The sequence below is a fragment of the Paraburkholderia sp. 40 genome (assembly GCF_050434105.1).
Taxonomy (GTDB): domain Bacteria; phylum Pseudomonadota; class Gammaproteobacteria; order Burkholderiales; family Burkholderiaceae; genus Paraburkholderia; species Paraburkholderia tuberum.
The window spans coordinates 2,245,373-2,257,848 of the sequence record NZ_JBNPVY010000002.1; the positions used below are offsets into that span (position 1 = coordinate 2,245,373).

A 12,476-nucleotide genomic window follows, 5' to 3' on the forward strand; every position below is an offset into this window, starting at 1 on the left:
CCTTAATCGAGCCGGTTTTCCGCGGACCCGTGCATTGCTTCTCCCCACTCTGCGAAGCCGACCCGTCCTGACAAAGCTAACAACGATTCGAAGTCGTACGCTTTTGTTGTCTGCGAGGGTTGCGCCATCGTGCTCTTTCACGCTGTCGTCCGCGTGGATCCATGTCGCACTCCAGCGCTGCAATTCATAGGAACAATAAAAAGCTAGGAGACGCTCATGCCATTCAACCGTATTCAGGGAATTGTCGGCCTGCCACTGCTCGCCATCGCGTTCGGCTTGCCTGCGGCTCATGCCGCCGACGAAGTACAGAACAGCTCGACCACCACCGCCGCGCCGGTGCCATCGACGCTTCAGCCCGTGACCCAGGATCAGCTCGACCGCGCCGGCAGCATGACGGCGGTCTGGCTCCATTCGAACGGCTCGTACGCGCAGACGCGCTATTACCCCGGCTCGCAGATCAACCGGACGAACGTCGCGAAGCTCAGGCCGGCGTTCATCTTCCAGACGGCCGTCAACGAGTCGATGGAAACGGCGCCGATCGTGAAGGACGGCGTGATGTTCCTGACCACGTCGTTCAATCACGTCTACGCGATCGATGCGACGACGGGCAAAGAGTTCTGGCATTACAAGCACAAGATGGGTCCGGTCACGACGTTCTGTTGCGGGCCGAACAATCGTGGCGTCGCGATTTCGGGTGACCGGCTCTATATGGGCACGCTCGACTCCAAGCTCGTCGCGCTCGACGCCAAAACCGGCAACGTGCTGTGGCAAAGCCAGATCGCCAATCCCGACGAGGGCTACTCGGAAACGATGGCGCCGACGGTCGTCGACGGCAAGGTGCTGATCGGCACGAACGGCGGCGAGTACGGCATTCGCGGCTTCGTGAAGGCGTACGACGCGAATTCCGGCCAGTTGCTGTGGACCTTCTACACGATTCCGGAAACCGGCCAGGAAGGCGTGTGGGCCACCAAAGACGCGACCGGCCGCGACGAGAAGCGCGACATCGACGCGGAGAAGAAGCAGTTGGCCGACAAGGGCGGCGACTTCTACAAGACGCTCGGCGGCGGTGTGTGGATGACGCCGACGGTCGACCGGAAAACGCACACGGTGTACTTCGTGGTCGGCAACCCGTCGCCGGACCTGTATGGCGCGATCCGGCCGGGAGACAACCTCTATACGGATTCGCTCGTCGCGATCGATCTCGACACCGGCAAGTACAAATGGCACTACCAGTACGTGCCGCATGACGTCTGGGACCTCGACGCAGTGAGCCCGCCGGTGCTGATCGACGTGCGCGACAACGACGGCAAGATGATCCCCGGCATCGTGCATGCGGGCAAGACCGGTCACGTGTACGTGCATGATCGTGCGACCGGCCGTCTGATCCGCTTCTCGCAGGCGATGATTCCGCAGGAAAACATGTGGACCCTGCCGACAGCAGCCGGCGCGCGCATGCTGCCGGGCGCGAACGGCGGCGTCGAGTGGTCGCCGATCGCGTTCGATCCGCAAACGCGTCTCGTCTACGCGGCCAACCTGCATCAGCCGATGACGTACCAGGTCGAGGACGCCGCCTATCCGGGCGGCAGCAAGCTGTGGCTCGGCGGCGCCTTCAAGGTGATTCCGTCCGAGGCGCAATGGGGCAAGCTGTCGGCCGTCAACGTCGACACCGGCAAGGTCGCGTGGGACTACAAGACCGACCAGCCGCTGATCGGCGGCGTGCTCGCGACCGCGGGCGGTCTCGTGTTCAACGGCGAGGGCAACGGCCTGTTCCGCGCGTTCGATGCCGCCACCGGCAAGAAGCTGTGGGAGTTCCAGTGCGGCGCGGGCGTCAACGCGCCGGCCGTGTCGTACACGGTCAACGGCAAGCAGTACATCGCGGTCGCAGCGGGCGGCAACACCCAGATCGACTTCAAGCGCGGCAATAGCGTCGTCGTGTTCGCGGTGCCATGAGGCGGCCGGCGCTGCGGGGAGCGCCGGGTGGGGCGCGCGCTGCAAGGGTGGCACTGCTGTGCGGCGGATTGATCGCCGCATGGCTGCCGTCGGGCGCGCGCGCCGACGCCGAGGCGGGCAAGACGAAAGCGCAGGTGTGCGTGGCCTGTCACGGGCCGATGGGCAATTCGACCAGTCCGGACTATCCGATTCTGGCCGGGCAAACCTCGCGCTATCTGTATCTGGAGCTGAAGGACTTCAAGCAGGGACGGCGCAGCGATCCGCGCATGTCGCCGATGGCGGCGAACCTGTCGAGCGAGGACATGCAGGACCTCGCCGACTACTTCGCCGCGCAGAAGCCCGTATTGGTGCCGTTCAACGCGGATGGCGCGAGCATCGAGGCGGGCAGCAAGAAGGCGGCCGAGGTGCTGTGCACGACGTGTCATCTGGGCGGCTTTTCCGGACAGAACGAGATTCCGCGCGTCGCGGGCCAGCACTATCAGTACATCGTCAAGCAATTGCAGGACTTCCGCTCGCACACACGCACCAATGATGCGGGCAACATGACCAGCGTGACGCGTAATCTGACCGACGACGACATCCATCATCTGGCCGCTTATATCAACAATCTGCAGTAGCACGGGGAAGACACCATGACAGACATGCTCGCTCGGCCGCTTGCGGCCGCCGTTCTGCTCGCCACCGCATTCGGCGCATGGGTGCCGGCGCTCGCGCAGGACCAGGGGGAAATCAACCGCCAACTGCTCGCGGCCGCGAAGGACGACGATCAGCAGTCGGTCGTCGCGGCGCTGCAGCGCGGCGCGTCGGTCGATGCGATGAACCGGATCGGCGACACCGCGCTCGTCACCGCGTGCAAGAAGGGCGATACGGCGATGGCGCGCACGCTGATCGAGCGCGGCGCGAACGTGCAGCATGCGAACGCGCCGGGCGATACACCGCTGATGGCCGCTGCCTACGGCGGCTTCGACGAGATCGTCGCGCTGCTGCTCGCGCATGGCGCCGATCCGCTCGCGACCGATCGCGTCGGCAAGACCGCGATGGAATATGCAGCGGGCCAGGGACAAACGAAGGTCGTCGGTCAGTTGCTCGATGCGGGCGTCGACGTGAACCGGACCTACAAGAACGATCTGACCGCGCTGATGTGGGCGGCGGGATACGATCGCGCGGAGACCGCCCAGATGTTGCTCGCGCGCGGCGCGAACCGGTCGTTGAAGGACAATCGCGGGATGACCGCGAAAGATATCGCGGTGCAGACGAAGTCGGAGCGCGTCGCGGGGTTGTTGTCGGCGGGTTAGCGGCTTGAATCACACGCGCAATGCCGGTCGCGCTTGCGCCAGAATCGTCGGCAATGTCTCGAGCGAATCGATCAGCGCGTCGCAGCGCGGCAGGGCGGCGCCGCTCGCGCTGCCATAGCCGTAGCTGACGATGAAGACCGGCAGACCGGCCGCGCGCGCCGCCGCGACATCGACCGATGAATCGCCGACCAGCACGCAACGTTCGGGCTCGACGTCGAGCAGCCGGCACGCGTGCCAAAGCGGCTCGGGCGACGGCTTCATGCTCGCCACGGTGTCGCCCCCGACCAGCCCGTCCAGAAAAGCGGCAAGCCCAGTTTTGTCGAGCAGCGCCGCCGCCAGCGCCTGCGGCTTGTTGGTCACGCACGCGCAGCGGTACCCGTGCTGCCGCAACGCGCGCAGCCCGGCCATCACGCCAGGAAAAACCCGACCCAGCTCCGCGCTGGTCACCGCGTAATGCCGCTCGAACACGGCCTGCGCATGGTCCAGTTCGACGCGCTCGCCGAGGCCCGCCGCATCCAGCGAGCGCTGCACGAGCTTGCGCACGCCGTTGCCGATGAAGCCGGTCACCCTGTCGTAAGGCAGCGGCGTGGCGCCGAAGTCCGTCAGCATCAGGCCGGCAGCCGCGACGATGTCCGGCGCGGTATCGACCATCGTACCGTCGAGATCGATCAGGACAGCTTGGTAGTCGCGGTTCATTGCCATGACGCGCTCGCGTTCGCCTGGTCCGCGTTCAGTGCGCCGTGCGCGGCCGAATCGGGACGACGCGTGGCGTCTTGATGCCAGCGGCGCAGTGTCGCCAGATCCACCCAGCGATGCCATTCGCCGCGCACCATCGGAACGATCGGCGCGTGCGGATCGCCGAGATGAGGCAGCACGGCCAGCGCGCCGTCGAAGTCCTCGTGCGCGGTAAAAGCGCTCGGCGTGACGACGACGGGCACGCGCGCGGCGCGCGCCGCCAGCAGGCCGTTGCGCGAGTCCTCGAAGGCGAGACAGGCCGCGGGCTGCAAGCCGAGCTGTTCGAGCACGTGGCGATAGACGTCGGGGGCGGGCTTTTTCGCCGACGTGGTGCCGGCGTCGCCGATTGCCGCGAAGCGATGGCGCCAACTGGCGCCGAAATGCGCTTGCAGCAGCGCGTCAAGGTTGGCGGGAGTCGTGGTCGTCGCGATCGCCACGCGTAGACCGGCCTCGTTCGCCTCGTCGATCAGACGCGCGATGCCGGGTCGTAGCGGCACGCCGCGCTCGCGCATGCGCTCGGTGTAGTGGCGCGTTTTCAGCGCGTGCAGCGCGTCGACGGCCTCTCGCGCTCGCGGGCCCCCGGCTTCCTCGCACTCGACCGTGCGCCAGTAATGCAGCAGACGCTCCTTGCCGCCCGCCACTTTCAGCAAGCTGGAATAGAGCGCTTCGTCCCAGAACCAGTCGAGGCCCGCTTCCGCGAACGCGGCGTTGAATGCGTGCAGATGAGCAGTCTCGGTGTCGGCGAGCGTGCCGTCGACGTCGAAGATGAGGGCTTGCATCGTGCGGTCCTCGCGAGGGTGGGGTGCCGTTCAGACACGCACCACGATAGCCGAGCCGTCCGCCGATTCAAATTCAGAGATTCTTTCGCCGCCGATAAGCGGGACTTTATGTGCCGGCACGCACCGAACACGCACGCCGCGCCGCGTCAGTTGCCCAACTGCGGATCGGTCACGAAGCCCAGCTTCGTCAGCCCGCCACGCTGCGCCGCCGACATCACGATCGCCACCCGCTCGTACGGCACCTTGCGATCGGCGCGCAAATGCAGCTCCGGCTGCGGCGTCGCGAGGGCGGCTTGCGCGATGCGCGCGCGCAAGGCGTCGTCGGTCACGGGCTGACCGTCCCACAGCACCGTGCCGTCCGCCTGCACCACGACGTCCACGTGCGCGGGCTTGAGCGCTTCCGGCTGACTGCTCGCGTGCGGCAGATCGATCCTGACCGCGTGTTGCAGCGCCGGAATCGTGACGAGAAAAATGATCAGCAGCACCAGCATCACGTCGACGAGCGGCGTCATGTTGATCTCGCTCATCAGACCTTGTTCGTCGTCGTCGGAGAAAGGGCTCATTGCCATTCGAGGTCTCCGTCGCGCGTTGCGTTCGTCGCGTTGGTGCCGCGCGGCACCACGCGCATCTGCGGCCCGGCGCTCGACGGCAACTGCGAGCCGGTCACGAAGTACGCGTGCAAGCCGTGCGCGAAGCGCTTCAGGCGCGCGACGATCGAGCGGTTCGCGCGCGTCAGACCGTTGTAGCCGAGCACGGCGGGAATTGCGACGAAGAGCCCGAACGCCGTCATGATCAGCGACTCGCCGACCGGGCCGGCGACATGATCGATCGAGGTCTGACCGGTCTCGCCGATCACGATCAGCGCATGGTAGATGCCCCAAACCGTGCCGAAGAGCCCGACGAAAGGCGCGGTGCTGCCGATCGACGCGAGAATCGCAAGGCCGCTTTGCAGGCGCGCGATCGTCTCGTCCATCGTGTCCTGCAGACGCCGGGTGATCCAGTCGGACACGTCGATACGGTCGTGCAGATGCTGCTGCGTCTGCCGATGGTGCGTCGCGGCTTCATGGCCCGCCAGCGCGAGCGCGAGCAGCGGGTTGTCGTGCGCGCCCGATTCCGGATGGCCGAGGCTGCGCAGCCCGTCGTCGAAGCGGTCCGCGCTCCAGAAGCGCGCGTCGCTCTGGGTTGCGCGCCTGAGGCGGATCAGTTGCCACAGCTTCACGATGATCACCGTCCACGACAGCACCGACATGATCACGAGCACGCTCAGAATGCCGCGCGTGACGATATCACCTGAATCCCAGACGTTTGCGAGTCCGTAGTGTTGCATGGCGAGTTCCTTCGTTTGGTGTCCCTGGTCTATTTGGCGGTGCGCTCACCCTGTTGCGTCACTCGGTCAGTCCGAACACGAACGACTGCGAGTACGCGGCGCGCACCGGCGTGCCGTTTTCGGTGTACGGCTGGCAGGCGCCCGCATGGACGGCGGCGAGCGCCGCGTCGTCGAGCCGCGCGGAGCCGCTGCTGGTTTGCAGCTGCGCCGTTTCGATATGCCCGCTCAGCCCGACGACGAAGCGCACGATCGCTGTGCCATGCTCGCCGCGCCGCTTCGCGATGTCGGGATAGTCGGGCTTCGGAATCGAGCAGTCGACGTGCGACACGTTGCGCGGCTCGGTCGACGCGGACACCGCCGGACGGACGGCGGAAGCCGATGCCGCCGACGGCGCGGCGGCTGTTGGCACGGCGGCCTGCGGTGCAGCCGATGGGGCGGCGGCTTGCGTGACGGGCTGCGCGGTGCTTTCGCGTGTCGGAGGCGGAGTCGGCAGAGGCTTTTCCACACTGCGCGGCACCTGCGCGCGAGGTTGCGGCGCCGGTTTGACGCGCACGGCGGGGTGCGTGACCGGCGGCGTTGGCGCCGTCGGAACGACAGCGGCGGGTGGGGGCGGCGCGGGAGGTGAAACAACCGGAGCGGGAGGCTCGGGGCTCAGCAGCGACGCGGTGATCGTGCGCGGCTCGACCGGACGCTCGACGATCCGGTTACGCGCGCTCAACGCGATGGCGAGCAGCACCAGATGCGCGACGATCACGGCGCCCAGCACGATGGCCGCGCGACGGTAGCCGGCCGCGGCATGGGTAGGACTTCTTGGGTTCGCCATGGCAACTTGCAGCATCATCGCCACCTCCGCGCTCATTGTCCCCCGCCGACCCCGCTTTTCAAACCCGCGACGGCCGGCGCGAAGCAATTCGGGAAAATCTCCCGCCGATCCGCGTTGTCAAACAATCGCCCGGTGGGCTACCTTGAAACGATGACGCGAACCATCGCGGCGCCGCCATATCAACCCGGAGTACAACGATGCTGGAGACACGGATTTTCCCCCGACCGCCACGCCGTTCCCTCGCGCTGGCCTGCGCGCTCGTGCTGGCCGCGAGCGCCGCGCATGCCGCGGCCGCGCCGCTCGCCTACGTGACGAGCGAGAAGGCCGGCGTCGGCGTGATAGATCTCGACCAGATGACGCTCACGCAGACCTTTCCGGTCGGCGCCGGTGGCCCGCGCGGCCTGAGCCTGAACGCCGACGGCACGCGTCTGCTGGTCGCCAACAAGAACACCAACGATCTCGCGGTGATCGACACCGCCACGGGCAAGGTCGTCCAGCGCGTGAAGATCGGCAAAAACCCTGAATATGTGCGGGTGCGCAACGGCTACGCGTACGTGACCTACGAGCCCGGCGAGGACGGCGGGCCGCCGGGAGCCAAACCCGACGCGAAGGGGGACAATAAGCCCGAAGCGAACGCGGGCAACAAGCCCGGCGCGGACGACGACGCGAACAAGCCGCCCGCCGAAATCGCGATCATCGATATGAAAAACTGGCACGTGATCCGTTCGGTCACGAGCGGCCACGAAACCGAAGGCATCGAATTCTCGCGCGACGGCCAGATGATGCTGGTCACCAACGAAGGCGACGATACGGTGTCGATCTATCACGCACGAACCGGCGCGCCGATCCGAACCGTGAAGCTCGCGGCGGGCGGGCGGCCGCGCGGCATCCGGCTGTCGCCTGACGGCAAGCATTATGTTGTCACGCTGGAGTCGCTCAGCAAGTTCGTCGTGATCGACGCGCACACGTTCGAGGTAGTCAAGACCGTCGACACCAAGCTTGGCCCCTATGGCGTGGCGTTCGGCCCGAACGGTCAGCGGCTTTTCGTGGCCGCCGCGCGCGACAAGGTGGTGCAGGTGTTCGACGGCCACACGTACGAACATGTCGCCGATGTGCCGGTCGGCCAGCGCTGCTGGCATTTCAGCTTCACGCCGGACGGCTCGAAGCTGATGGTCGCGTGCGGTCGCTCCGACGCGGTCTACGTGCTCGACGCGAAGAGCTATCAGCCGCTCAAGCAGATCGGTGAGCTGCCGCTCGCGTGGGGCATCGTCACGTATCCGCACAGCGACGGCTCGATCGAATCGCATTGAGCAAGCGGGCGAATGAGCTGTTGCAGATCCGGGGTCCGTTAGCTTTGCCGAGTTGCTATTAACTTCCTGTCTTGTACCGCTGTACAAGAATGGGCACAAGGAAGCCGCCTTGGAAGGGCGGCTTTCTCACGAATGCCGAGCATGCTCAACAGCTCGGTTCCTCCGTCTAGCCAGTTTGGGACAAGTCTGGAAGCGGGTTATAAGGAAACAAAAAGACTGCTAAAACGCGATTACTTCTCCACGACGCCCAGTAACGTCTGTCTGCCTCCAACATATTTGTACAGCGAAATTACGCCGTGCCGCAGATCGCCTTTCGAATCGAACTGCGTTTCACCGAGCACACCGTGGTAGTCGGTGGCCGGCATCGCGGCGAGAATCTTCGCGGAGTCGGTCGATTCCGCACGCTTCATCGCAGCGACGATAACGCCCACCGCGTCGTATGCGAACGGTGAGTTCAAGACCGGAGCATAGCCAAAACGCTTCTTGTAACGTTCGACAAAAGCTGGTCCTTCGGCCATGTTCAGCAGCGGCGCGCCGGCAATCGAGCAGATCACGTTATCGGATGCGTCGCCGGCAAGTTTCGCGAGATCGTCGGCACATAAGCCGTCGCCGGCCAGTACTTTCACCGTAATGCCGAGTTGCTTCGCCTGCTTCGCGAACGGGCCGCCCGTGCCGTCAAGTCCACCGTACATGATCGCGTCGGGCTTTTCGCCTTTGATTTTCGTGAGAATCGCGCGAAAATCGACCGCCTTGTCGGTGCTCGCGTCATGTGACAACACCGTGATGCCGTCCGCCTTCGCCTGCTTCTCGAATTCGACGGCAAGTCCCTGACCGTAGGCGGTCGAGTCGTCGACGATCGCAACCGTTTTCACCTTCAGCGTTTTTGCCGCGTAGTCGGCAAGCGTCGGACCTTGCTGAGCGTCCGTCGCGACGACACGATACGCAGTCTTGAATCCCTGCAGGGTGTACGCCGGATTCGTCGCGGATGGCGAGACCTGCACGATACCCGCATCGTTGTAGATCTTTGAAGCGGGAATGGTCGAGCCCGACTGCATGTGCCCGACCACCGCGACAACCTTGTCGTCCGCCAGTTTCTGGGCAACCTGAGTCGCCTGACGCGGGTCGCCGGCATCATCCTGTGCGTCGAACACCAGCGTCACCTTGCGTCCACCAATCATGAGGCCGCTCTGGTTGATTTCCTCGATCGCGAGGCGCGCGCCGTTTTCGGTGTCCTTGCCCAGGTACGAAGCCGGTCCGGTCACGGGCGCGGCTTCGCCGATTTTCACCATCTCGTCGGCACGGGCGACGCCCATTGCAGCGGCCGCCAACGTTCCCAGAATGCCGACAGTCGCCATGACGCGACCCAAGGCTGTGCTTTTGCTCATGCTTCACCCGAAAAAGTAGTTGTGGTTGGCCGGGACGAGCGGCCAGCGCCGTCCGTCGACCGGACGCACAAACCGCACGCGTCTCAATGCGGCCGGTATGCCTGCCTTCGCTGGAGCGAGCCGCACCTCGGGGCGCGGCGTCGTTCGTTAGCGGTTACAAATTTATGCAGCCAGAATGCCGCGGCATTGAATCGATCTGCCGGAAAATAGAAGAATTGCGGCAAGTGCCAGCCACACCGATTCGCAACCCGTCACCGTATAATCCGAACGAACCGCCCACGAGTTCGCGCATGCCGACTGCTGACCCTCCTTCTAGCGTTTCCCAGCCCCATACGCAGGCGGCTCACGAACTGGTCGAGCAGTTGGACGCGTTACCGCGTACGCTCCAGAAACGCGCAAGCCGCTCCGAAGCGGAATTGAGCGTTGGCATCCTCTTATGGCCGCGCTTTCCCATGCTGTCGCTCGCCGGCCTTTGCGATGCGCTGCGCCATGCCGCGGATCGCGGCGACCAGAGCCGTCAGTTGCGCTGCCTGTGGACGATCGTCGGCGTGCAAGGCGAATCGGTCGAGGCGAGCTGCGGTATTCCGGTGCAGGTGCAGTCCGCGTTTCCCGACGTCGCGCAATTCGACTATCTGGTCGTGATAGGCGGCCTGCTGCCGCATCTCGATCACGTCGACCGTCGCTACTGGGACTATCTGAAACAGGCCGTCCACGCGGGCGTTCCGCTAGTCGGCATGTGCACCGGCAGCTTCGTGCTGGCGCGTGCGGGCCTGCTCGAAGATCGCGTCGCCTGTGTGCACAGCTTCCATCTCGACGACTACCGGCGCATGTTTCCGGCCTTGCGTGTCATCACGCACGCCGACTATCTGATTGACGGCGACCGCATCACCTGTGCGGGCGGGATTTCCGTGGTCGAACTGGCCGCGCGCCTGATCAGCCTGCACTGCGGGCCGGATCGCGCGTCGAAGGTGATTCATCAGATGACAGTGAGCCGTCAGGGCGGCTCCTCGTTTGTCGAGCGGCGCGCGGCGCTCGGCTACCTTTCCGTCGACGATGCCACGGTCCGTCACGCGGTGCTGCTGATGGAAGAGAACCTCGAAGCACCGCTGAACATTGCGGTCATCGCGAAGATGATCGGCACCAGCGTGCGCAATCTCGAACGCGCGTTCATGGCGGAGATGGACACATCGCCGAACGAGTTCTATCGGCGCATGCGCCTGCGCTACGCGCGCTGGATGCTCGTCAACACGGCACGCAAGATTACTGACATTGCGTACGAGTGCGGCTTCGCGGACTCCGCACATTTCATCCGCGTGTTCCGCGAGGCTTATGGCGTGACGCCGGGCAAGCTACGCGCGTCGCGGAGCGCCGCCACGGCCTGACCCTCGCGGGCCGCGCGCGGCGCATTTCGTCTCGTCCCTCAGGCATCTGTCGCGTTTCTTCTATTTTCCGGCAGATCGGTGCAATTCCTCTGCATCGATGCCACCGTACAGTGTAGTTATCGGGCAAGCCATGCATCGCGTGGCACACGCCCAACGCAAATCACCCTAGAGAGCGAGTACGACAGCATGCGGATATTGATCGTCGGTGCAGGCGTCATCGGCTTGTCGAGCGCGTATTACCTGAGTCGCGCGGGCCACGACGTGACGGTCGCCGACCGGCACGCGGACGTCGCGGGCGAGACCAGTTCCGGCAACGGCGGCCAACTGTCGTACAGCTATGTCGCGCCGCTCGCCGGCCCTGGCGTCGTCTCGAAGCTGCCGCGCTGGCTGACGCAGCGCGATTCGCCTGTGCGTCTGCGGCCCAAGCTGAGCCTCGAGCAATGGCGCTGGTGCTTCGAATTTCTCTCAGCATGCACTCGCGAACGCTGCGAACTGACGACACGAAGTCTGCTGTCGCTCTCGTTCCTGAGTCGAACGCTCATGCACGAGCTGATCGGCACAGAACCCACGCTCGACTTCGACTTCGTTCGCTCGGGCAAGCTCGTGGTGCACCGTGACGCGAACGCCATGCAAAATGCCCTGAGTCTGCTCGAATTCCAGCGCGCGCTCGGTTGTGAACAGCAGGCGCTGAGCGTTGACGCCTGCGTCGAACTCGAACCGGCGCTGTCACACGTCAAGCCGCTTCTCGCGGGCGGCATTCATACACCGAGCGAGGAAACCGCCGATTGTTTGCGCTTCTGCGAAGGCCTCGCGGCCGTGCTGCGCGAACGCGGCGTTCGCTTGCTGATGAATACGCCGATCGACACTTTGAGACTCAACGCGAACGGCGACGTGGAAGCTCTCCAGAAAGGCGCGCCGCTCGCGACGGATCATATCGTCGTCGCATCGGGCGCCGGGGCGGCCCACCTTCTGAAGGCGCTGCATATCCGTGTGCCGGTCTATCCGCTCAAGGGCTACAGCCTCACGTTCGATCTGCAACCGGAGACGGTCGCGCCGCGCCTCAGCGTCACGGATTTCAGCCGCAAAGTCGTTTATGCGCGACTGGGTGATCGATTACGCGTTGCGGGCATTGCCGACATTGAAGGCTATTCGCTCGAAGCCGATCCCATCCGGCTGGGGACACTGCATACCGAGACAGCCGCCTTGCTCCCTGATTTGACCGGGTCCATCACTGCCCGCGAATGGACCGGCCTACGCCCGGCTACCCCGCGCGGCACGCCGATTGTCGGACCGACACGTTACCGCAACCTGTGGCTCAACGTCGGCCACGGCGCGCTCGGATTCACGCTCGCGACGGGTTCCGCCGCGCTGCTCGCTGACTGGCTGGCAAGCAGTGCCGGCCACGAACTGCGTCGCACGTTCGCCCTTTCAAATTAATGCCGCGATGCGATGCGTTTCGCGAGCGCGTTCCCCTTACCCGATCGAATCCG

At 65.0% G+C, this 12,476-nt stretch carries 12 protein-coding genes; 6 read left to right on the plus strand and 6 right to left on the minus strand.

Features of this window, described 5'->3' with window-relative positions; translation table 11 throughout:
* Positions 1–216 precede the first annotated feature (216 nt).
* Genes OKW28_RS11635 through OKW28_RS11645 form a run of 3 tightly spaced genes read left to right on the plus strand, consistent with a single transcriptional unit; the run spans position 217 to position 3,245 of the window.
* Positions 217–1,950 (plus strand): pyrroloquinoline quinone-dependent dehydrogenase, encoded by a 1,734-nt coding sequence (locus tag OKW28_RS11635; protein ID WP_429445622.1) that lies wholly within the window; start codon positions 217–219, stop codon positions 1,948–1,950.
* Positions 1,947–2,567: a c-type cytochrome gene (locus tag OKW28_RS11640; protein ID WP_429445624.1), complete on the plus strand. Its 621-nt coding sequence runs from the start codon at positions 1,947–1,949 to the stop codon at positions 2,565–2,567. The genes OKW28_RS11635 and OKW28_RS11640 overlap by 4 nt, the downstream gene beginning before the upstream one ends.
* A 15-nt stretch (positions 2,568–2,582) precedes the next feature.
* On the plus strand, positions 2,583–3,245 hold the full coding sequence (locus OKW28_RS11645) for an ankyrin repeat domain-containing protein (protein WP_429445626.1): 663 nt from the start codon (positions 2,583–2,585) through the stop codon (positions 3,243–3,245).
* 9 nt (positions 3,246–3,254) lie between these two features.
* Here the strand turns inward: OKW28_RS11645 and gph are convergent, their stop codons facing one another.
* The 5 genes from gph to OKW28_RS11670 form a co-directional block, all read right to left on the minus strand.
* A complete protein-coding gene (gene gph, locus OKW28_RS11650; RefSeq protein ID WP_429445628.1) occupies positions 3,255–3,947 on the minus strand; it encodes a phosphoglycolate phosphatase in 693 nt (230 codons plus the stop codon).
* Positions 3,938–4,759: an HAD family hydrolase gene (locus tag OKW28_RS11655; protein ID WP_429445630.1), complete on the minus strand. Its 822-nt coding sequence runs from the start codon at positions 4,757–4,759 to the stop codon at positions 3,938–3,940. Before OKW28_RS11655 ends, gph begins: the two co-directional genes overlap by 10 nt.
* Positions 4,760–4,905: 146 nt before the next feature.
* Entirely contained in the window at positions 4,906–5,328 is a 423-nt protein-coding gene (locus OKW28_RS11660; protein ID WP_429445632.1) for an ExbD/TolR family protein, read from the minus strand.
* Positions 5,319–6,086 (minus strand): MotA/TolQ/ExbB proton channel family protein, encoded by a 768-nt coding sequence (locus OKW28_RS11665; protein WP_429445634.1) that lies wholly within the window; start codon positions 6,084–6,086, stop codon positions 5,319–5,321. Before OKW28_RS11665 ends, OKW28_RS11660 begins: the two co-directional genes overlap by 10 nt.
* Positions 6,087–6,144: 58 nt before the next feature.
* Positions 6,145–6,927, minus strand: a complete 783-nt coding sequence (locus tag OKW28_RS11670; protein WP_429445636.1) for a TonB family protein — start codon at positions 6,925–6,927, stop codon at positions 6,145–6,147.
* A gap of 179 nt (positions 6,928–7,106) precedes the next feature.
* Here OKW28_RS11670 and OKW28_RS11675 point away from each other — a divergent pair, with 179 nt between their 5' ends.
* Positions 7,107–8,219: a beta-propeller fold lactonase family protein gene (locus OKW28_RS11675; RefSeq protein WP_429445638.1), complete on the plus strand. Its 1,113-nt coding sequence runs from the start codon at positions 7,107–7,109 to the stop codon at positions 8,217–8,219.
* A 230-nt stretch (positions 8,220–8,449) separates the two neighbouring features.
* On the opposite strand, the gene OKW28_RS11680 is transcribed toward OKW28_RS11675, so the two are convergent.
* Positions 8,450–9,574, minus strand: coding sequence for a branched-chain amino acid ABC transporter substrate-binding protein (locus OKW28_RS11680; RefSeq protein WP_429446929.1), 1,125 nt, complete (start codon positions 9,572–9,574; stop codon positions 8,450–8,452).
* 320 nt (positions 9,575–9,894) lie between these two features.
* Between OKW28_RS11680 and OKW28_RS11685 the strand changes: the two genes are divergently transcribed.
* Positions 9,895–10,986: a GlxA family transcriptional regulator gene (locus tag OKW28_RS11685; RefSeq protein WP_429445640.1), complete on the plus strand. Its 1,092-nt coding sequence runs from the start codon at positions 9,895–9,897 to the stop codon at positions 10,984–10,986.
* A 186-nt stretch (positions 10,987–11,172) separates the two neighbouring features.
* Positions 11,173–12,423, plus strand: a complete 1,251-nt coding sequence (locus OKW28_RS11690; protein WP_429445642.1) for a D-amino acid dehydrogenase — start codon at positions 11,173–11,175, stop codon at positions 12,421–12,423.
* Positions 12,424–12,476 lie beyond the last annotated feature (53 nt).

What these genes read in the sequence shown, in the direction of transcription:
- OKW28_RS11635 (WP_429445622.1), top strand. Translation starts at nt 217, where the DNA reads ATGCCATTCAACCGTATTCAGGGAATTGTCGGCCTGCCACTGCTCGCC.
- OKW28_RS11640 (WP_429445624.1), top strand. Translation starts at nt 1,947, where the DNA reads ATGAGGCGGCCGGCGCTGCGGGGAGCGCCGGGTGGGGCGCGCGCTGCA.
- OKW28_RS11645 (WP_429445626.1), top strand. Translation starts at nt 2,583, where the DNA reads ATGACAGACATGCTCGCTCGGCCGCTTGCGGCCGCCGTTCTGCTCGCC.
- gph (WP_429445628.1), bottom strand. Translation starts at nt 3,947, where the DNA reads ATGGCAATGAACCGCGACTACCAAGCTGTCCTGATCGATCTCGACGGT.
- OKW28_RS11655 (WP_429445630.1), bottom strand. Translation starts at nt 4,759, where the DNA reads ATGCAAGCCCTCATCTTCGACGTCGACGGCACGCTCGCCGACACCGAG.
- OKW28_RS11660 (WP_429445632.1), bottom strand. Translation starts at nt 5,328, where the DNA reads ATGGCAATGAGCCCTTTCTCCGACGACGACGAACAAGGTCTGATGAGC.
- OKW28_RS11665 (WP_429445634.1), bottom strand. Translation starts at nt 6,086, where the DNA reads ATGCAACACTACGGACTCGCAAACGTCTGGGATTCAGGTGATATCGTC.
- OKW28_RS11670 (WP_429445636.1), bottom strand. Translation starts at nt 6,927, where the DNA reads ATGATGCTGCAAGTTGCCATGGCGAACCCAAGAAGTCCTACCCATGCC.
- OKW28_RS11675 (WP_429445638.1), top strand. Translation starts at nt 7,107, where the DNA reads ATGCTGGAGACACGGATTTTCCCCCGACCGCCACGCCGTTCCCTCGCG.
- OKW28_RS11680 (WP_429446929.1), bottom strand. Translation starts at nt 9,574, where the DNA reads ATGGCGACTGTCGGCATTCTGGGAACGTTGGCGGCCGCTGCAATGGGC.
- OKW28_RS11685 (WP_429445640.1), top strand. Translation starts at nt 9,895, where the DNA reads ATGCCGACTGCTGACCCTCCTTCTAGCGTTTCCCAGCCCCATACGCAG.
- OKW28_RS11690 (WP_429445642.1), top strand. Translation starts at nt 11,173, where the DNA reads ATGCGGATATTGATCGTCGGTGCAGGCGTCATCGGCTTGTCGAGCGCG.